Origin of the sequence: Nocardia sp. CA-290969 (assembly GCF_050936135.1) — a bacterium.
GTDB lineage: Bacteria > Actinomycetota > Actinomycetes > Mycobacteriales > Mycobacteriaceae > Nocardia.
Map to the genome: position 1 here is coordinate 16,120 of NZ_JBNJNJ010000001.1, position 17,368 is coordinate 33,487.

Genomic DNA, 17,368 nt, shown 5'->3' on the forward strand with positions numbered 1-17,368 from the left:
CGATGAGCAGCATCTTCCGAGGGTGGCTGGAACTGGGCGAACTCGAGCTGGCCAACAGCAGCCGCGTGGTCGCCTTGGCCGGGCCGCCCGCCGCACCGACCCAGGACGCGGTCGCCTTCGCCGGCGCATCGTGTGTGCCGTGCCGGAATCTGTCGGTCGGTTACGACGATTCCTGGCCCGGGCTGGCCGACTACCTCAGCGACCCGGACTACACCGACATCACCACCGCCCCCTGGTACGACCCGGCGAACCCGGCGTCCGGTGAGTTCTACGGGGTGTGGGTCATGTCGGCGGACGGGTTCGGTGCGGTGCCGGTGGCCCGCGATATCGCCGACGCTGTGTGCGCCGGCGGTGTGGCCGGCCGCCACCGGGACACCTACCGCACGCTGAGCTTCTCGGCGCTGGTGTGGGCGTGCACCCACCGCGGCGCCAGCTTCGGGTTGCGATGGTTGAACTGCCAGCTCCGCGCCGCGCGTAACCCGCAGGTCCTGCGGTACCTCGTCGCCCACCCGGAGGACGGCACCGCGGCCGGCCTCGAGCGCTCCCTGCGCCGCGTCGTACTCACCAGCAGCGCGGTCGAACGCGAGGTCGCCGGCCGACCCACCAAGAGCAATCAGCAGGCGAGTCTGATGCGCGTGGAGTGGGAAATGGCCGCGCTGGATCCGTACGAGTGGACGGCATCCACCACGCACGCTGTGGTGTGGAATACCGATGAGGTCGCCCAGATCGAATGGGCCCACGCCCCCGACTGCACCGACGCCACCTGCGAGCTGCCGGAGCTGTGGTCGACGGTGTGCCCACCGCAGAGGATCGATCTCAGCCCCGCGCCCACCCCCGAGTGCGGCGGCTGTCTGCCGGTGTGCGCGATCGAAACCCGTACTTGGATTCTGGATCTCAGCGATATCGGCGACTGCACCGATATCGCCGTATCGCTGTCGGTCACCGCCGGCGCAACCGACACCACCGTCCAGTTCTGGTGGCGGCCCTGCGGCACCGACAGCGTCTGCGACATCACCGGGGAAATGTCGGTCACCGGTCTACCGGCGGGGTCGACGGTGATCGCCGACTCCCTGACCGGGCGCGGGGTCGCGGTGATCGGCGGGCAGCGGGTGCGGCAGCACGGGATCATCGGCACCCCGTCGGGTGCACCCTGGCGCGGCACGATGCTGGGGCCGGGCTGCTGGGAGCTGGTGGCGCAATCCGCGCCCGGCGCCGACTACACCGTCTCAGTGACCACGACCGGGAGGACCGCATGAGCGACACCACCCAGACACCGACCGTAGGGCTCGGTCTGACCGTGCAGGCCGCGGTCGCCCACACCCGCGCCGAAACCACCACGGGCGACACCGACACCACGGAGGGCGAGGAATAGCGATGGTAGGAGTCAGCGTCCCCAACGTTGCCAACCCCACCCTGGACTGGTTGCGGGGTGTGGCCCCGCCGCCCGTGGCCGGGATCTGGGCGAAGCTGCATATCGGTGACCCCGGCGCCAACGGGACCGCGCAAGCCTCCGCGGTCACCACCCGGGTACAGGTCACTCTCAACGCCGCCAGCGGTGGCTCGATGACCCTGTCATCGGTGTCCGGGTCGTGGTCGATGACCGCCACCGAGAACATCACCCACATCTCCCTGCACGACGACCCGACCGCGGGCAACTTCTTGGCCTCCGGAGTGCTGGACAATCCGCGGCCCGTCGCTTCCGGGGACACGCTCACCTTGATCAAGTGCACGGTCGCCACCACCACCCCCGCAACGTAAGCGCCGGCCGGTCAGGGAGGAGGTAGCGCATGTCGTCCATGGGCATGAACAAGTCCGGCACCGAGGCCATCACCGCGAACCAATGGACGACCTTGACGTCCTTCGTGATCCGCGCCGGATTCCCCGCCACCGTGATCTCCGGCGGAAACACACTGGTGATGGACGCCAACGCCCTGGGGACAATTCGATTCCGCGGCAACTTCACCAGCATCGGTGGGACACAACAGTTCCGGGTCCGGCTCAACGGCACCCAGTTGTTGACCGTGAACACCGCCACCATCGGCACGGTCGATGTCACGGTGAGCGCAGGCGACACCATCGACCTACAGGGCTTCGCGTCCTCGTTCCTGCAGCGCACCGTCGCCGCTGGCGCGACCGAAACGTGGGTCGAGTTCATCCCGAAGATCGAGGCCGGCACGACTGTCGGGGTCGGGTGGGAGGTTGAGGCGGCCGCGGCCGCGGACCGACCCACCGGAACCGATATCGGGATCGGATACAGCATCGACGCCGATGTGCATGTGGCGGCAGACGCCGATGCCGAGGTCACTGTCGGGTGGGGATGGTCGGTCGAGGCCGCGGTCGCGTGGACCCCTGGCGCGGGGATCCCGCTGGCCGGTGGCCCGACCGATATCTCCATCGGTGTCCGCACCGTCGACGGGCGCCCGGTCGGACGGGTCGCATGCGACGAGACCACCGACATCGTGTGGTCCCGTGACCGCAGCCAGGTCACGCGCGCTGAGATCCAAACGTTCGATATCGACGCCGGCGATCTCATTCCGTGGCTGCACTGGATCGACCTCTACGAGGACGGCGAGAAGGTGTGGTCCGGGTCGATCCATGAGGTGAGCACCGAACTGGTGACCGGCGCTACCCGTATCGACGCCCGCGATGTCGGGGGCTTCCAGTGGTACACCCGGGTGCCGACGACCCGGTCCTGGCAGCGGCTCGACCTCGCCCCGATCGCTGCCGATCTGTGGCAGGCGATGCTGGACCTGCACGGTATCGACGCCCGCCCCATCGTGCTGCCGGCTCTGTCGGAGGAGCGCTACGACTACTCCACCACCACCGATTCCAAGATGCTGCACCAGGCGATGGACGAGCTGGTGCAACGCGGCCTGGACTGGACCGTGGTCGCCGGCCGACCGATCCTCGGCACCCCGCCGGATGTCGTGGTCGCCGAACTTGACGAGTGCGATTTCATGGTCGGGCTGCGGCGCGTGCGGTCCGGGAAACGCACAGCCAACGACGTCCGCGTCCAAGGCCAGAACTGGGCGCACACCGAGCGGATCGAGATGGCCGGCCTGCACCTGCAGGCGATGTGGAGCCTGGACAACATGCGCGGCGCGAGCAACGTCACCGCGGCCGCCCGCCAATACCTGCGCGATATCGGCGCCATACGCGACATGCTCGAGGTTCCGTCCGGCGCGAGCCTGCACCCCGAGGCACCCATCAAAACGTCGGACCTGGTGCCCGGCAACGTGTTCGTTGTGCACGCGTCCTCGGCGGGACTGTCCACGCGGATGCGGCTGAAAACCGTTGAGGTCGCGTGGTCCGCCGGCGCTCGTGATGTGCGGGTCACGCTGGATGCGATCGCGCGGCCGATCGAGTTGGGAGGGGCGGCGGGATGACCGGCACCACCGAACGCAAGGATCCGCCGCGGACCGACGCCGAGTGGTCGCGCGACACCGAGCGCCGCCTGGACCTGGCCGAGCACCCGGACTCCGTGCGCTGCGGGGAATGGGTGCTGTGGACCGACCAGGACGGCAACCTGGCCGGCTCCCACCGCGACGGCGGCTCACGCATTCTCGCTACGCGGCCGCCGAGCGGAGTCGATCCGGAAGCGGTCACGGTGCAAGCGTTGCCGTCGATCACCGCGGTACGGACCGGGCTGCAGTCGATCCCTGCGTCCGGCGGCCCGGTCATCTTCGACGGCATCAGCAACCAGATCGGGGACTGGGGCACCGGCGGCGGTCTCGCGCCCGCGGTCGTGGCACCCGAAACCGGGCCCTACGACGTCAGCGCGACCGTCTGGTTCGAACTCGGTGGCGCGTACCTGATGGCGGCCGTGACCGTCGAGGGTGTCACCCGCCTCGGCGGCCGCGTCTACGAGGGTGCCGGCGCAGGCTGGATCCCGGTCACCGTGGTCGGGCAGCTGTACCTCGCCGCCGGCCAGGGCGTGGCGCTCACCGCTGTTGGCGTCGGTGGTGCCCGCAATATCGGTGCGGCTTCCGTTTTCAGCACAGCGGTTCCCACGGCGCTGTCCCTATCGATGACCTCGAGAGGCTGACCATGGCAAACGACGTATGCGTTTCCCGCAATCTGACGATCGTTGGAGGCCAGCTCGGTATCGCGCCCTGGAGCGTGTTCCGGCTCGTCGCCGATGTCACCGGCACCTCCACCGGCGACGGCGCGCTCACCGCGCAGACCCGGCTGCCCGGCAAACTGATGATCGACCAAACGGTTTCCTGGGTGTCGGATTCGCCGCTGCCGTCGCTGATGCTGCTGCGCGTCACCCGCGCATACCGGTCGATCATCACCAGCACACCGAACGCGGTCCAGTTCCGGGAAGCCTGGGAAACAGCGGTCGATGCCACACCACGGACACCGGACCCGTCGCGGTTGGTGAACAGCCAGATGGGGACCAGCTTCGATACCGGCACCGATAACGCGGGCCAGCCGGACTACGGGCGCCTTTATCTGCACCACGACATGAGCAGTTCGGACAACTGGCTGCCCGACCCGCTCCCGGCAGGGGCGACGCTCAATGCGCACTATCGCTGCTACGTGTGGACCCCGCCGCCGTGGTCTCCCAACGCATCCGAGGGGCAGCCGCTGCACGAGGCCCACGCCCGCAGCGTCCGTCTCCAATTGTTCGCGGCGCCCACGCTCGACCCATCGATCCAGTAGGAGCCCCGAGGTGAGCCTGAAAATCTGCACCACCGAATACATGCTGTCCACCCAGCGCGGCACCGACCTCGCCCAAGCATGGCTGCCCTACATCCCCGCCGAACGGTTCGCGACCTCCTCCGCGGACGGCCAAGTCGGGCAGGCACCCGACCCGGTACCGGTAATCGACACGGACCTGATCTGGACCAACACCAGCGGTGCATGGCAGTCCCTGCACCTGATCACCCACCGTGCGCCGCGGAGCATCGTCTCCGGAAACGCGAACACGGTCGTCCTCTCCGATGCGGTGTCCTGGGATATCGGGCTCAGCCCGAACGCGCCGGTACCGCCGGTGACCACCGACGGCATCGCGGGTCGGCTGAAAACCACACCCACCCTGCTCGGCTCCCGGTTCCACTGGTACGCGCGCCTGTTCAACGACTGGGACGACTGGCAAACCATCGACGCCCTCGGCGCGATCGCCGCCGGCGAAACCGTGCAGGTGCGCTACCAATGCGTCGTCACGACACCGGGGGAGTGGCGCACCGGCGGCAACGCCATGCAGGAAGTGAACGCCCGTTGGGTGCGGCTGCAACTGCTGGCCGCCCCGCTGCTGGAGGTGATCTGACCATGACCGAACCCTGCATCGACCCCGATAGCTTCGACACCACCGACGGGGTAATCGGCCCGCACCCGTGGCTGCAATGGCGCCACGTCGAAACCGGCATCGTCGCCGGCAATCTCATCGACCCCCTCACCGACACCGCCGAGATCCTCGTCCACGACCTCACACTCGCCTGGACCAACACCACCCCGATCCCGCAGCACGCCTACGGCATGTGCACCCGCGACGCCAGCCAGGTCATCACCACCGCGAATAAGAGATTCGTCGTCGAACAACGCCGCGGCTGGGCATCCGGTGTCGCCCCGGCCGACCCCGCGACGAACATGGCGACCAGCAGGCACGGTGGCGGCATGGACCGCGGCCTGGACCCGGCGGTGGTGTTCGGTATCTGGGAGCACCGGCAAGGCCGCACCACGACCCCGATCGGCCCCGACGTCACCCTCGCGGCCGGCGAAACCCTCAAGGTCCGGGTCGCGCTGTACATCGTGCGGCTCGCCTGGTCGGCTGACCCGCTACCCGAGTACGTGCCCGAGATCGAGAACCTCATCGACACCGGCGACACCGAGCTCGACATATTCGCCTACCCCGCGCTCACCTGACCGGTGCACGCCTCGTTCGTACCGTGCCGGGGACACCAACGAAAAGGGGAAACACATGTTCGAGCCACCGGAAGGGTCCGCCGATTTCGCCGCCGACGCCGACAAGGCCGAAGCCGCAGACACCCCCAGGCCGCAGGACACCTTGAGCCCGGAGGAGGAGGCCGCCGCCCTCGAGGAGCAGGTTGCCCGGCTGCAGGAGCGCTTGGATGAACGTAAGGCGGCCCTGGCTCGCCGCGACGACCAGCCGCAGGTCATCGACAGCAGCGGCGCGGCCGTCGACCTCACCACCGAGGAAGAGCCGGAGTGGCCGCACCTGGTGATCGAGCTGCACGGCAAACGCGTCGAGGTCAAAGCACCCCCCGCGGCCGCGGTTCGCTACCTGGGCGTGTTCGGGTTCGGTGAGGCCGGTGTCGGCCGCGGCGACTTCCAGGACTTCATGAACCGCCACGTCTCACCGCGCTCGGTGCAGCAGATCAAGGAGTGGACCTACGCCGGGGAGATCGACGAGAACTTCTACGACGATCTGATGAAACGGATCATGACGCTGGGCACGAACCGCCCTACCGGGCCGCGGCGATCCTCGCCGCGGTCACGATAAAGAACTGGCGGCAGCTCCGCGCCCGCCTTGCCCTGGCCGGCATTACTGATCCGCTACGCCAGCTCGGGATGCACCAGCTGCTCGATATCGTCGAGGGCATCCTTGAGGAGGGCAAGGACTCCAAGGAACTCGCGCGTCTGCGCCGCGACCTCTACAAACCGGACCCGACAGAAACCGGGCCGGTCGCGGGCTTCACCCCCGACGAGGAGATGTCCTCGTTCAGGTCGATGCAGGCACAGTTCGCCGCGTTTGGGAAGTGAACAGCAGTGCGCCCCGGCCCCGTTCAGGGGCCGGGGCGCTGGGCGCTCAGCGGCGGTCGAGGGCGACCCGACACCGGCCGATCCGCCACTCCTGGTCCTCGACATCCAGCCCGTTGTCGATCCGGTGGTTGCGCTCCCGATAGGTGGCGGCGAGTTCGGCGCGGATCTGGTCGGTGGTGAGGTGGTCGAGATCGTTCTCGCCGAAGAATTCGATGATCCGGTCGGCGGAGGCTGTGGTGGCGGTGATGGTTCGCATTGGATTCACTTCCTGTCGTGGTGATTTGCCTGTCGATCTGGGTCCGACCCCGGCCCGACGGGTAATACGTTACAACACTAGGGTAGTGAATTGCAACAATGGTTTTGTGTGGTGCCCTCTGCACCGAGGCGACCAGGCCCGTGCATGCCCGGTTCGTACGGTGCCGGGCATGCAGAAACCGTCGATCTCCCGCGATGTCCACTACCAGACCTACGGCACCCCAGGCGGCGAGTTCCTGCCCGCCCCGACCGCCGCGAAGATCACGCACGTACACGAGGACGGATCCACAGTGGACCTGTTCGTCATGTACCGCGACGGCACCAGCAACAAGGCCAAGATCCCGTTCGCTGAGGTGCCGACGCCGGGCCACTGGAACTGGCCGCCCCGCGTCTAACACATCGAGCCCGGGGCGCCGGTGCACGTGCACCCCGGGCTCGTAGCGTGCGCGGCATGGTCTCGTGCTGCGCGCCCTCGGTCACTGGCGGCGGGAACGTGCCCGGTGAGCTACGTGTCTACTTCGTGTGCGGTGACCCTCTCAACCTGTCCTTCCGCAACTGCGATGGGTGGCCGGCCGATCTCGTGGCCACGCTCGAACTCTCGCACCCCTGGGGCTGGTCGCTCTCCGTCGTGGGCAACGTGAACGGTGAGTGGCTGTCGTTCCATGTGCCGGCCGAGCAGGCTCGGATCCCGCGTGATTCCAGCGCCCGGATCCGGTTCGCCATGGAGGGCGTCGAGCCGTACACCTGGCGCGCCGGCTGCGTCTACCACCAGGGCGGCTGCTGATGGCCTGCAGCTGCACCAACTACCTCCCGATCCCCGGACCGCCGGGCCCGCCCGGGCCGCCCGGAGGCGGCGGATACGAGCACATCCAATCGACGCCGGCCGCGACCTGGACCATCGCGCATCCGTTCGCCCGGTATCCGCTGTCGCTGCTCGTGCTCGTCGACGGCCAGATGGTGATCCCCGACGCCGAGTTTCCCGATCTGAACAGCGTCGTCCTGACCTTCGCGGCACCGGTGGCGGGCCGCGCCGAACTCGCCTAGGAGGCATGCCGATATGGCCACGAAGATCATGAACGGGCTGGACCTGCAGGGCCAGCGCATCGTGAGCGTCGGCGACCCCACGCAACCGCAGGACGCGGTCACGCTGTCCTATCTCGAGAACTTCCTGCACGGTCTGCGCTGGAAGGATCCAGCGATAGTTGCCACCACCGGGAACCTGAACCTGGCGGCGCCGGGCGCCTCCATCGATGGCGTCGCGCTCGGCCCCGGGGACCGGGTGCTGGTGAAGAACCAGACCGCGGGCGCGGAGAACGGCATCTACGTGTGGAACGGTGCGGCGGTCGCGATGACCCGCGCCTCCGACGCCGACACCGGCGAGGAGCTCGCGGACGGCACCGCGATATGGGTGGGCCAGGGGTCGACGCAGGAGAACACCCAGTGGGTGCAGACGGCCAACGATCCGATCGTGGTCGGCACCACCGCGCTCGTGTGGACTCAGTTCGGGTCCGGCGGTGGCCCGTCCTACAACGCGGGCAACGGTATCGCGATCACCGGCGAAACCATCAGTGTCGACCTGGACACGAGTTCCGGGTTGTCGCTGTCGGCGTCCGGGCTGCGGGTCGATACCTCGGTGGTGGTGCGCAAGTACGCGGCCAACATCGGCAACGGCTCCTCGACCAGCATCGCTGTCACCCACAACCTGGGTACCCGGGACGTGACCGTGGAGGTGTTCGACAACGCCACCTTCGAGAAGGTGCTCCCCGATATCGAGCACACCGACGCCAACACCGTCACAGCAACATTCGCTGTCGCCCCGGCGACCGGCGCCTACCGGATCGTGGTCCACGGATGACAGTGCGCCTCCTCGGGCCCGAACCGGCCGGCGAGGACGAGGCCGTGCGGCTGCGGGACCTCACCGACGGCTGGCAGATCTACCAAACGTTCACCGTCCACGCGGTCGGCGCCGGCCAGCTGGACCTGGGGTTGTGGATCCCGTACGACTGCACACTCCTCGCACTCCGCTACCGGTGCGCGATCGTCGGTAGCGGCGGCACGGTCGCGGTGGAGCTGCGCCGCAACGGCATCGATCCCGCGGACGCTATCCCAGGGACATCGTTCGCGCCGGCCATCACACCGGCGTGGAACGCGATCAGCATCGACCTCGACGAGGACGACTTGGTGTGGCCGTGGATGACCGCGGCCAACACCGACCCGGGTGCGCAGGTGCGTATGGAGGCCAAGGTGGTGCGCCGGTGATCGTCCAGCCGCCCGCCCTGATGGATCACTGGGACGATTTCGACCGGGCGAACTCGACGGACCTCGGGCCGAACTGGCGCCCGGATTTCGACTCGTGCCAGATTTTCAACCAGCAGGTGCAGATCAGTACCCCGGCTCAGCTCTCCGCCCGGCAAGGCGCCTGGGAAACCTACGTCGCACCGGACAGCCACAACGGCGGCAGACTGATCACCGACAACTGGGAAGTCGCCGCCGAGATCGGCACACCGGCAGGCGGTATCGCAACGGATAACGCCACCGCAATCGGGTGCGGAATGCTCGACAACGGGCCGGCCGCAGGAATGTGCCTCGTGTACGCGATCTTCTTCCAGGGCACCCAGAACGCCACGAACGCGATGGCGATCTACACCTACATCAACGCCTCGATCGTCTCGCCGGGCGGCAGCTGGGGCGTCACACCGGCCACGAGCCGGGCCGCGGTGACCAACCGGGTCGCCGCCGGGGACATCATCCGGTTCCGCCGGCGCATGTACAGCCCGACACAGAGCGTGTTCCAGCTGATCCAGAACGGCATCCTCCGGGTGTCCTGGAACGACTCGGTGGGCATCGTCCCGGCGGGGCAGGCGAATCGGCGGCGCTGGTTCCTGTCGTGCGAGGGCAACGCCGCCGGCGCGTTCTCCGGTCAGTACTACTCGCCGGCGATCGCGAACATCCGCGCCCACGATCGCCCGTACTGACCGTGCACCCTCGGCTCGTACCGTCCGGGCCATGGGCTTCCGCACCGTGTACGGGTACAGCGTCAGCGAGAACGGGTGGCGCATGGTCGACCGCGACATGTGCGTGGTCGGCGGTCCGTCGATCGGGCTACCGAACACCAACACCGCACCACTCCGGGCCGGTGACGCCAGCACGATCCTCGTCGCATGGCTGGCCTGGTACCACCGCAACGTCGAGCCGCTGCGCTCTCCGGTGTGGGGCTGGTCGGCCACCAACGACGTCGCGAACTCGAACCATCTGTCGGGCACGGCGGTGGATATCAACGCCCCGCAGTACCCGTGGGGTTACCGCACGATGCCGCGGGACCGGATCGCCAAAGTGCGCGTCGGCCTGGCGCTGTTCGAGAGCACCGTGTTCTGGGGCGCGGACTGGTCGCGTGCGGACGAGATGCACTACCAGCTCGGATTCCGCGAAGGCGACCCGCGCATCGCCGCTTTCGCTCACCGGCTCAACGCCGGCCATCTCGGCATCTACGGCACACCATCCAAGGAGGACGACGACATGACCCCCGAACAGGACGCGATGCTGCGGCGCGTGCACAAGGAACTGACACAGCCCTACCCGTCGCGGTCCGCACACCGCCAGAGCGACCAACCGGTCGACACGTTGGCCGGCATGCTCCTCAACGCCGACGCCCGCGTGCACGAGGCGTCGATCGAGATCCCGAAGGCGCTGGCCGAACTCCGGGCCAGCATCGACGCGCTGCCGGAGAAGATCGCCGACGCCATCGCACGCAAGGCCGCCGGCTGAACCATGAGCTGCCAGTGGCCAATCGATCCGTCGTGCTGGCCGAAGCTGTGCGAGGACATCGACAAGCAGCGGATGCAGTACGCCGCGGACAGCGCGGTGGCTGTGCTGTGGGCGCTCACCGGCCGCCAGTTCGGGGTGTGCCCGGCGATCGTCCGCCCGTGTCCGACCCGCTGCGACACCGGCCTGTACCCGTACGACCCGTACCTCTATCCGGGGGCGAACCTGCCCGCACCGATGCCGGTGATCCCGATCTGGGAAGACGGCGCCTGGCGCAACATCTCGTGCGGCTGCCGCGGCCGCTGCTCCCGGTCCGGGCCGACCGTGGTGCACCTGCCTGGACCGGTACAGGCCGTGGACGCCGTCGAGATCGCCGGCGAACCACTGGACCCGGGCGAGTACCAGCTCGAGGGCGACTACCTCTACCGGCTGGACGGGCAATGGCCCTCGCAGGACCTGGGTGCTGCGATCGGGAAGCCGGGCACCTGGGCAGTGCGTTACCAGCGCGGCGTGCCGCCGCCGGCGGGAGCGGCCACCCACGTCGGGCAGCTCGCGATGGAGTTCTTCAACGCGTGTTCCGGCGGGAAGTGCCGGCTTCCGCGGCGGGTGCAGACCGTCACCCGGCAGGGCATGAGCATGCAGATGATCGACCCGACAGACCTGTTTGGTGCGGGCCTCACCGGTATCGACACCATCGACCTGTGGATCCGCGCCCACAACCCGGCTCGGTTGGCCACCGGACCGAAGGTGAGGTGAACGGTGGCGGATACGGCGATCGTCGTGGTCGGGCTCATGGCCGAGGCCATGAAACGGGCATTCACCAACGGCCAGACCACACCACCATTCGGCGGCGGCACCGACACCGTACGGTTTTTCGCCGGCGACACGATGCCCCTGGCGGTGTGGAACGGGTACGCCTCCGGCGGCAACTGCGGTGACCCGTTGGCGTGGGTGCGGGTCGTGCGCCGATTCCGCACCACGCAGCTGCCGGAGGAACGGCGCGATCAGAAATCGGAATGCACTGAGACGAAGGCACTCACCGTCGAGGCCGGGATCATGCGCTGCGCTGTGACCGAGCCCGAACCGGACTGGGACGCACTCGAGAAGGAAGCCTTGGCCGCCCTGGACGACAGTGTCCGGATCGATCAGGCGCTGGTGTGGGCGATGGCCGACATCGAGGAGAAGGTGGCACTGTCGACCATGATCGCGGCCGGTGAGCCGTATGGTCCAGAGGGCGGCGTTATCGCCTGGACCCAGTGGGCGCACATCCAACTCCGACAGAAATGAGTGACCTCATGTCTGACTGCACGCGCGTCGCGCGGATCGTCATCGAGCGGCACATCAACGCTCACGGCCAGCACATGACTTCCAGCGCGGTCGACGAGGCCGGCGAACCACTCGATCCGGTCACCTTCGCCGGAATGATGGAACTGGCGAAAAACCATCACCTCGGACTGGGCTGCCGTGGCTAACCAGCGGCCGGTGTACCGGATCGACCGCAACCAGCTGGCCACCCAGCTCACCGGCCCGCAGGGGATCCTGGTCCGCACGGTCGCGATGGTCGACCGGCGCGTCGAGTCCAACGCCAGCAACAAAGCACCGGTCGACACCGGCAACCTGCGCCGGATGATCCGCCAGGACCCGATCACCGTGACCGATCTCAAGGCCAGCGGCGGTGTCACCGCCCACGCCAACTACTCCGCCGCCGTCCACAACGGCTCCGGACCGTACGTGATCCGGCCACGCCGCGCGAAGGCGCTTCGGTTCCAGATCGGTCCGCGGACAGTGTTCGCCGCCAAGGTCAATCACCCCGGCACCCGCGGCCGCCCGTTCCTGGCGAACGCCGCCCGGGAGGAAGCCGCCCGGATCGGCGCCACCTACACCCCGGCGTAGCTCAAAGCCGGACGCAGGACCGCGACCACTGCACCCGGGCACCGGCCTGCCACGCCCGCCGAACCTCGTTCCGCGGCTGCCGGTCCGGGTGCTGCACGAGCGTCGCACCGTCGGCGTGGTCGACCAGCGACGGCACCGCATACGCCACCCGCAACCGCCGGGCCCGCAGCCACCGATCCCAGCGCGAGTCCGCGGCCGCCAGCTCCGGAGCGCGCCCGGTGAACGCGAGCATGTCCCCGATATGGCGGGCACGGAGGCAGATACCGACCGCGTGCAGCATCCGGTCCGCGGTCACCCAGCACGCCCCCTGGGCGTCGGCGCGGTCGAGCGCGGTCCGGATCCGCGACTGCACCCCGGGCGGGCGCCCGGTCCCGAGGTACAGCGACACCACCGGGTGCGGTGCCTCGGCGAGCGCCGCGCGCAGCTGCTCGCCGAACCCGTCCACGGGCAGCGCGTCGTCCTCCAACACGCACACCCACCCCGCGGCCGTGCCGGCGAAGTGCTGCCAGACGGCGCGGTGGTTGGCGACCGGGCCACGGCCGTCGTCGACGGACAGGTGCCCGTCGAGTCGGCCGGCCAAGGCCTGCGCCGCGGTGAGCCGGGCCGGGTGAGCGACTACCCCGAACGCGATGTCAGGCGCCATTGTGCAGCCGCCAGAACGTGTCGAGGTAGGTCGGTTTCAGCGCGTTCCACGACAGTTGCTCCGCGGTCGCGCGGGCGATGCTCTGCGCCTGGCGGAAGAACGCGGGGTCGCTGGCGAATCGGTCGATCGTTGCGGCCAGCGCCTGGTGGTCGACGGTGTGGAGGTCGATATCGGTGCGGGCCCGGAACGAACCGGTCCGGCGTGCCGGCACCAGCCAGTCGGGCTGCAGCAGCAGATTGTTCGGCGAGATATCGGGCATCACCACCGGCAGCCCGGAGGCGAGTGCCTCCTGCGCGGGCAGGCAGAGACCCCCGAACCGGCGCGGCAGCACCAGCACATCGTTCGCGTGGTAAGGCTGCCAGTAGTAGTCAATGTCGTCGTGCTCGAGGTCGACGTGGACATGGTCGGGGAGACGGCGCCCGGCCATCAGCCGCGGCACATACTTCGGGTCCTGGCAGCGGATCGTCACCGAGATCTCCGACCGCACATATTGCAGGGCCTCGATCAGATCTGCGGTGCCGTTGCGGTCGTGGATAGCGGGCCGGCCGACGATGTGCAGGAAGTCGATCGCCCGGCTGCTGTAGTGGGTAGGCGGGCGGACCCGGTCGGCGACGGGCACCGGCAGCAGCATCGTGCGCTGTCCGGGCATCGTCGCGGTGACCTCGTCGTACCGCCACGGGCTGGGTGCGGCGAGCAGGTCCGGGCGCGGAAGGTCGCGGCGGGCGAGGTAGTCGAGGAACTCGAAGTTGTACTGCAGCACCGTCTTGACGCCCGCGGCGCGGGCCACGGTGAAGAGGTCGTAGTTGTATGGGGTCTCCGCCGTGAACACGACGTCCAGGCCGTCGACGAACTCTTCTAAGTGCCGGCGGTCCGGAATTCCCTGAATAATTTTCGCGCCGGGGAACCGCTCCGGGTACAGCCGGCGGGTGGTGCCCGCGGTGAGGTCGACAACCAGCGTTTTCGCGGGGTGCATGTGGCGGGCGAATTCCCAGGTCTGGATGCCCAACCCGGTGTTTTCGGCGCGGCCGATCAGGCCGATCCGCATGTCAGTACCTCCGGCCGTAGATGTAGCCGCCCCGCTCGGGTGAGCCGATGATGTGGGTGTTGAACACCTTGGCGATCTTGGTGACCATCGCCCCGAATTCGTCGTCGGGTGCGGCGTCGAATTCCATGGTCAGATACCGGATCCGCGCCAGGGTCTCCGGAGCGGCGGCGGCGATGAGTTCGCGTTCGCTGCCCTCGATATCGATCTTGAGGACGTCGCAGCCATCGGGGAGGTCGGCGAACACATCGTCGAGGGTGATGGAGGGCACGGTGATCCCGCTGCCGTAGTCGACGATGCGGGAGTTGCCGTGCGCCGGTTCGAGTTGCGCGGTGCCGTGCCAGTCGGTGACCGCGGCCGCGTGGACGACGACCCGTTCGGCCATACCGTTGCCGGCGATGTTCTGCTGCAACAACGCCAGGTTGTCCGGTTCGGGTTCGTAGGCGATCACGGTGGCGCCGAGGGAAGCCGCGTAGATCGAGACGGCGCCGATGTTGGCGCCGATGTCGATCAGGATCCCGGTGTCGCGGAGATCGCCCCGGTGGATCTGGTACACGTTTTCGACCCAGCACTCGCGGATCACGGCTTCGTCGGAGGGGGAGCCGTCGCGGCCGAGGAACCGGTGCGCAGGGTTCGGGGTGAGCACGATCATCGGCCGAGGACCTCCAGGATCGTCGCCCACCGGTCGAGGTAGGTGTGCTCGGTGCGCACCAGCTGGTGGCCGGCCGCCCGGATCTGTTCGCGTTCGTCGTCTCGGTCGAGGTAGTAGTCGATCAGCTCGCGCAGCTGGTCGAACCGCCCGTACTCGTAGAACGCGAGGTGCTTGCGGTCGGTGAACGTGGCATCCATGCCGGGCACCTGCGGGTGGATGAGGAACCCGCCGCGGCCGAGGGTCTCGTACACCCGGTCGGACCAGTAGTCGGGGTATTGGTAGCGCAGGCACAGGGAGTCGCCGACCACGACCCGGGCGTCGGCGTACACCTGGTTGAGTGCTGTGCCGCGTACGACGCCCAGGCCGTCGCCGCCGTAGTGCCGGAACCGGTCCCCGTAGGTGGTGGTCAGCCAGTCCAGCAGCCGCCCCCGGTACGGCCACTCCGGGTGGTAGCGGCGCGATCCGACGAACGCGATATCGAACTGCTCGCCGGGGGTGGCTGGTGCGCACTCGGCGTGGTAGACGCCGGCGGGCAGGTAGTAGCCGCGGATGCGGGTGTTGTCGCTGAGCCATTCGGCCATGAGCCGGTCGGCGGTGAAGAAGTGATCGACCTGCCAGTACGGGTCGCGGCGCATATCGCGCTGCCGCTGCAGCCCGAACCACAAATCGAGGTGGTAGGTGAGGGTGGGGATGCCGCGGCGTTTCAGATCGCGCAGGACGCGGTCGATGCCGGGTGTACGCCAGCCGTGGGTGTGGACCCACACGAACGCGTCCGCCTGCAGGGCGGTGTCGAGGATATCGGCGGCGTGCGTTTCCGACTCCTGGAGGCGGTCGACGGTGTGGCCGAGTGCTTCCAGGCTGAGTGCGTGGTGGGTCTCCGACGTGTAGTCGGTGCGGAAGTTTCCGAGGAACGCTATGCGCATGCCCGGGACGGTAGGAACGCAGGGTGCACGACTACCGCGCCCGACCGTAGCCGGGCGCGGTAGTCGAAGCCCGGGTTAGCTGCCGGGCAGTACCGCGTCGCAGGCCGGCTGTGCCGGTGCGACATCGGCGGCCGGCTCGTTGGACGGGCCGCCGTAGTAGTAGTTCGGAGCGGTGAAGATCGACTGCACCGCGAGGGTGCAGCAGCCGTCGGTGGGATCCGGCGGCGCGATCGGGGTGGTTTCGAAGTGGATATCGGAGACCCCGTCCACCAAGCTCCCGACCGGGGCGAGCAGCCGGCCCGGGGTGAGCTGGGCGTCGATCGGCACCACGTTGTACGGGCCGCGGCCCCACCCCGTGATGTCCATGGTGATCCCGGACATGGTGAAGGTCGACACCTGGCGGCCGATCTCGAGGCCACCGCTCAGCTGCCATTCCTTGACGCCGAAAACGAAGTAGCCGAACTCCTCGCCGGTGACCGCGTCGGACTGGCCGAACACGTCATCGTTGGCCGGCAGAGCGCAGGTGTTTTCGGAACTGGTACCGGACCAGAGTTCCATTACGACACCGGAGTCGGTGACGACCTTGCGGGACGTTTCGAAGCCGACCGGGTTGCCGGCGTAGTCGACGACCGGCGCCCACCCACCGAGCATGGTCCACAGGCAGGTGTCGACACCGCAGAACTCGACCGACACTTCGAACCATTTGATCTCGGGGGCGGTGCGGTCCTGGCCGCAGATCTCGCCGTCGGCGTTCTGCTGCTCCAGTTCCTCCGCGTCCTTCAACACCGGGGTGAGCGACACGGTCACATACCCCTTGGTGACGGCGTAGTTGCCCTCACCCTCCAGTGGCATACCGCATCGGTTCGCCTTGGTCGCCCGGATGCTCTTGCCCCGGACGATCGAAACCCTCTTTCCAGCCATGCTGTTGTTGCCTCCTGCTACTCGTGCGCACGAGCGCCGGCAGGCCGTTTCCCTGGCTGGGACGCTATGAACTGGGGGTGCACGGGAGCTGCCGGCCGGCCGCGGCAGGGGGGAAACGACCCACCAGCAGGGGTGGACCGCGGCCGACCGGACAGCGCTTATTCGAGCGCCGGCGGTGGCCCGACCGGCTGCCCGAGGTCCTGAAGCCGCTGGGCCACATCGCGATCCCAGTCGGCGTGCAGCTCCGCGCGGGCCCGGCGCCGCTCGTCCTGCTGCAGCGCGTCACGCTGGTGCTCGTCGAGCTTCGCCTCGACCTGGCGCACCCGGTGCTCGGCCTGGGCGATGCGTTCGTCGGCTTGGGCCAGGGCGCGTTCGGTGATCCGCGCCGAGAGGTCCTCCAGCGTGACGAGGAGGTCGGCGCGGTTGCGGCGTCGCAGGAATATGCGATCCATGAGGGTGCCGGCTACGCCGCCGACACCGAGGGTGCCGAGGGCGGTGGCGATCTCAACCAGGGTCATGTCGTCGCGTTCTTCCGTCGTCGCAGTCACGGT

At 68.4% G+C, this 17,368-nt stretch carries 27 protein-coding genes; 20 read left to right on the top strand and 7 right to left on the bottom strand.

Annotated elements, in window-relative coordinates; genetic code table 11:
* The first annotated feature begins 2 nt into the window (after positions 1–2).
* The 9 genes from ACQEVO_RS00110 (at position 3) to ACQEVO_RS00150 (ending at position 6,726) form a co-directional block, all read left to right on the top strand.
* Positions 3–1,256: a sugar transferase gene (locus ACQEVO_RS00110; protein WP_432907328.1), complete on the top strand. Its 1,254-nt coding sequence runs from the start codon at positions 3–5 to the stop codon at positions 1,254–1,256.
* Between the two features lie 118 nt (positions 1,257–1,374).
* Positions 1,375–1,758, top strand: coding sequence for a phage tail fiber protein (locus tag ACQEVO_RS00115; protein WP_432907330.1), 384 nt, complete (start codon positions 1,375–1,377; stop codon positions 1,756–1,758).
* A gap of 29 nt (positions 1,759–1,787) precedes the next feature.
* A complete protein-coding gene (locus tag ACQEVO_RS00120; protein ID WP_432907332.1) occupies positions 1,788–3,386 on the top strand; it encodes a hypothetical protein in 1,599 nt (532 codons plus the stop codon).
* Positions 3,383–4,045 (top strand): hypothetical protein, encoded by a 663-nt coding sequence (locus ACQEVO_RS00125; protein ID WP_432907335.1) that lies wholly within the window; start codon positions 3,383–3,385, stop codon positions 4,043–4,045. Before ACQEVO_RS00120 ends, ACQEVO_RS00125 begins: the two co-directional genes overlap by 4 nt.
* Before the next feature lie 2 nt (positions 4,046–4,047).
* The gene (locus ACQEVO_RS00130; protein ID WP_432907338.1) at positions 4,048–4,665 is read left to right on the top strand and encodes a DUF7172 family protein; all 618 of its coding nucleotides are present in this window, start codon (positions 4,048–4,050) and stop codon (positions 4,663–4,665) included.
* Between the two features lie 10 nt (positions 4,666–4,675).
* Positions 4,676–5,272, top strand: coding sequence for a DUF7172 family protein (locus ACQEVO_RS00135; RefSeq protein ID WP_432907341.1), 597 nt, complete (start codon positions 4,676–4,678; stop codon positions 5,270–5,272).
* A 2-nt stretch (positions 5,273–5,274) separates the two neighbouring features.
* The gene (locus ACQEVO_RS00140; protein ID WP_432907343.1) at positions 5,275–5,868 is read left to right on the top strand and encodes a DUF7172 family protein; all 594 of its coding nucleotides are present in this window, start codon (positions 5,275–5,277) and stop codon (positions 5,866–5,868) included.
* Between the two features lie 55 nt (positions 5,869–5,923).
* Entirely contained in the window at positions 5,924–6,466 is a 543-nt protein-coding gene (locus ACQEVO_RS00145; protein ID WP_432907345.1) for a hypothetical protein, read from the top strand.
* Positions 6,349–6,726 carry a DUF7240 domain-containing protein gene (locus ACQEVO_RS00150; RefSeq protein ID WP_432907348.1) on the top strand — a complete coding sequence of 126 codons (378 nt, stop codon included), beginning with the start codon at positions 6,349–6,351 and terminating at the stop codon, positions 6,724–6,726. Before ACQEVO_RS00145 ends, ACQEVO_RS00150 begins: the two co-directional genes overlap by 118 nt.
* A gap of 46 nt (positions 6,727–6,772) precedes the next feature.
* On the opposite strand, the gene ACQEVO_RS00155 is transcribed toward ACQEVO_RS00150, so the two are convergent.
* Complete coding sequence (locus tag ACQEVO_RS00155; protein ID WP_432907351.1) at positions 6,773–6,982, bottom strand: hypothetical protein; 210 nt, start codon at positions 6,980–6,982, stop codon at positions 6,773–6,775.
* 169 nt (positions 6,983–7,151) lie between these two features.
* Between ACQEVO_RS00155 and ACQEVO_RS00160 the strand changes: the two genes are divergently transcribed.
* From ACQEVO_RS00160 to ACQEVO_RS00210, 11 genes are read left to right on the top strand one after another with little or no spacing between them, the layout of a single operon-like run.
* On the top strand, positions 7,152–7,376 hold the full coding sequence (locus ACQEVO_RS00160) for a hypothetical protein (RefSeq protein WP_432907353.1): 225 nt from the start codon (positions 7,152–7,154) through the stop codon (positions 7,374–7,376).
* A 56-nt stretch (positions 7,377–7,432) separates the two neighbouring features.
* Entirely contained in the window at positions 7,433–7,765 is a 333-nt protein-coding gene (locus ACQEVO_RS00165) for a hypothetical protein (RefSeq protein ID WP_432907355.1), read from the top strand.
* The gene (locus ACQEVO_RS00170; RefSeq protein ID WP_432907358.1) at positions 7,765–8,025 is read left to right on the top strand and encodes a hypothetical protein; all 261 of its coding nucleotides are present in this window, start codon (positions 7,765–7,767) and stop codon (positions 8,023–8,025) included. Before ACQEVO_RS00165 ends, ACQEVO_RS00170 begins: the two co-directional genes overlap by 1 nt.
* 13 nt (positions 8,026–8,038) lie before the next feature.
* Positions 8,039–8,836, top strand: a complete 798-nt coding sequence (locus tag ACQEVO_RS00175) for a hypothetical protein (protein ID WP_432907361.1) — start codon at positions 8,039–8,041, stop codon at positions 8,834–8,836.
* The gene (locus ACQEVO_RS00180) at positions 8,833–9,240 is read left to right on the top strand and encodes a hypothetical protein (protein WP_432907363.1); all 408 of its coding nucleotides are present in this window, start codon (positions 8,833–8,835) and stop codon (positions 9,238–9,240) included. Before ACQEVO_RS00175 ends, ACQEVO_RS00180 begins: the two co-directional genes overlap by 4 nt.
* Positions 9,237–9,956, top strand: a complete 720-nt coding sequence (locus tag ACQEVO_RS00185) for a hypothetical protein (RefSeq protein ID WP_432907366.1) — start codon at positions 9,237–9,239, stop codon at positions 9,954–9,956. Before ACQEVO_RS00180 ends, ACQEVO_RS00185 begins: the two co-directional genes overlap by 4 nt.
* Before the next feature lie 31 nt (positions 9,957–9,987).
* Positions 9,988–10,746: a M15 family metallopeptidase gene (locus ACQEVO_RS00190; protein ID WP_432907369.1), complete on the top strand. Its 759-nt coding sequence runs from the start codon at positions 9,988–9,990 to the stop codon at positions 10,744–10,746.
* Positions 10,747–10,749: 3 nt separating this feature from the next.
* Entirely contained in the window at positions 10,750–11,499 is a 750-nt protein-coding gene (locus tag ACQEVO_RS00195; RefSeq protein ID WP_432907372.1) for a hypothetical protein, read from the top strand.
* 3 nt (positions 11,500–11,502) lie between these two features.
* The gene (locus tag ACQEVO_RS00200; protein ID WP_432907374.1) at positions 11,503–12,030 is read left to right on the top strand and encodes a hypothetical protein; all 528 of its coding nucleotides are present in this window, start codon (positions 11,503–11,505) and stop codon (positions 12,028–12,030) included.
* 8 nt (positions 12,031–12,038) lie between these two features.
* Positions 12,039–12,215, top strand: coding sequence for a hypothetical protein (locus tag ACQEVO_RS00205; protein WP_432907376.1), 177 nt, complete (start codon positions 12,039–12,041; stop codon positions 12,213–12,215).
* Positions 12,208–12,636, top strand: coding sequence for a hypothetical protein (locus ACQEVO_RS00210; RefSeq protein WP_432907379.1), 429 nt, complete (start codon positions 12,208–12,210; stop codon positions 12,634–12,636). Before ACQEVO_RS00205 ends, ACQEVO_RS00210 begins: the two co-directional genes overlap by 8 nt.
* A 1-nt stretch (position 12,637) precedes the next feature.
* On the opposite strand, the gene ACQEVO_RS00215 is transcribed toward ACQEVO_RS00210, so the two are convergent.
* The 6 genes from ACQEVO_RS00215 to ACQEVO_RS00240 form a co-directional block, all read right to left on the bottom strand.
* The gene (locus ACQEVO_RS00215; RefSeq protein ID WP_432907382.1) at positions 12,638–13,279 is read right to left on the bottom strand and encodes a hypothetical protein; all 642 of its coding nucleotides are present in this window, start codon (positions 13,277–13,279) and stop codon (positions 12,638–12,640) included.
* Positions 13,269–14,324, bottom strand: a complete 1,056-nt coding sequence (locus ACQEVO_RS00220; protein ID WP_432907385.1) for a glycosyltransferase — start codon at positions 14,322–14,324, stop codon at positions 13,269–13,271. The genes ACQEVO_RS00215 and ACQEVO_RS00220 overlap by 11 nt, the downstream gene beginning before the upstream one ends.
* A gap of 1 nt (position 14,325) precedes the next feature.
* Complete coding sequence (locus ACQEVO_RS00225) at positions 14,326–14,973, bottom strand: FkbM family methyltransferase (RefSeq protein ID WP_432907388.1); 648 nt, start codon at positions 14,971–14,973, stop codon at positions 14,326–14,328.
* Entirely contained in the window at positions 14,970–15,896 is a 927-nt protein-coding gene (locus ACQEVO_RS00230) for a glycosyltransferase family protein (RefSeq protein WP_432907391.1), read from the bottom strand. The genes ACQEVO_RS00225 and ACQEVO_RS00230 overlap by 4 nt, the downstream gene beginning before the upstream one ends.
* A gap of 75 nt (positions 15,897–15,971) precedes the next feature.
* Positions 15,972–16,817, bottom strand: a complete 846-nt coding sequence (locus tag ACQEVO_RS00235) for a hypothetical protein (protein ID WP_432907394.1) — start codon at positions 16,815–16,817, stop codon at positions 15,972–15,974.
* A 158-nt stretch (positions 16,818–16,975) separates the two neighbouring features.
* Positions 16,976–17,365, bottom strand: coding sequence for a hypothetical protein (locus ACQEVO_RS00240; protein WP_432907397.1), 390 nt, complete (start codon positions 17,363–17,365; stop codon positions 16,976–16,978).
* Positions 17,366–17,368: the final 3 nt, after the last annotated feature.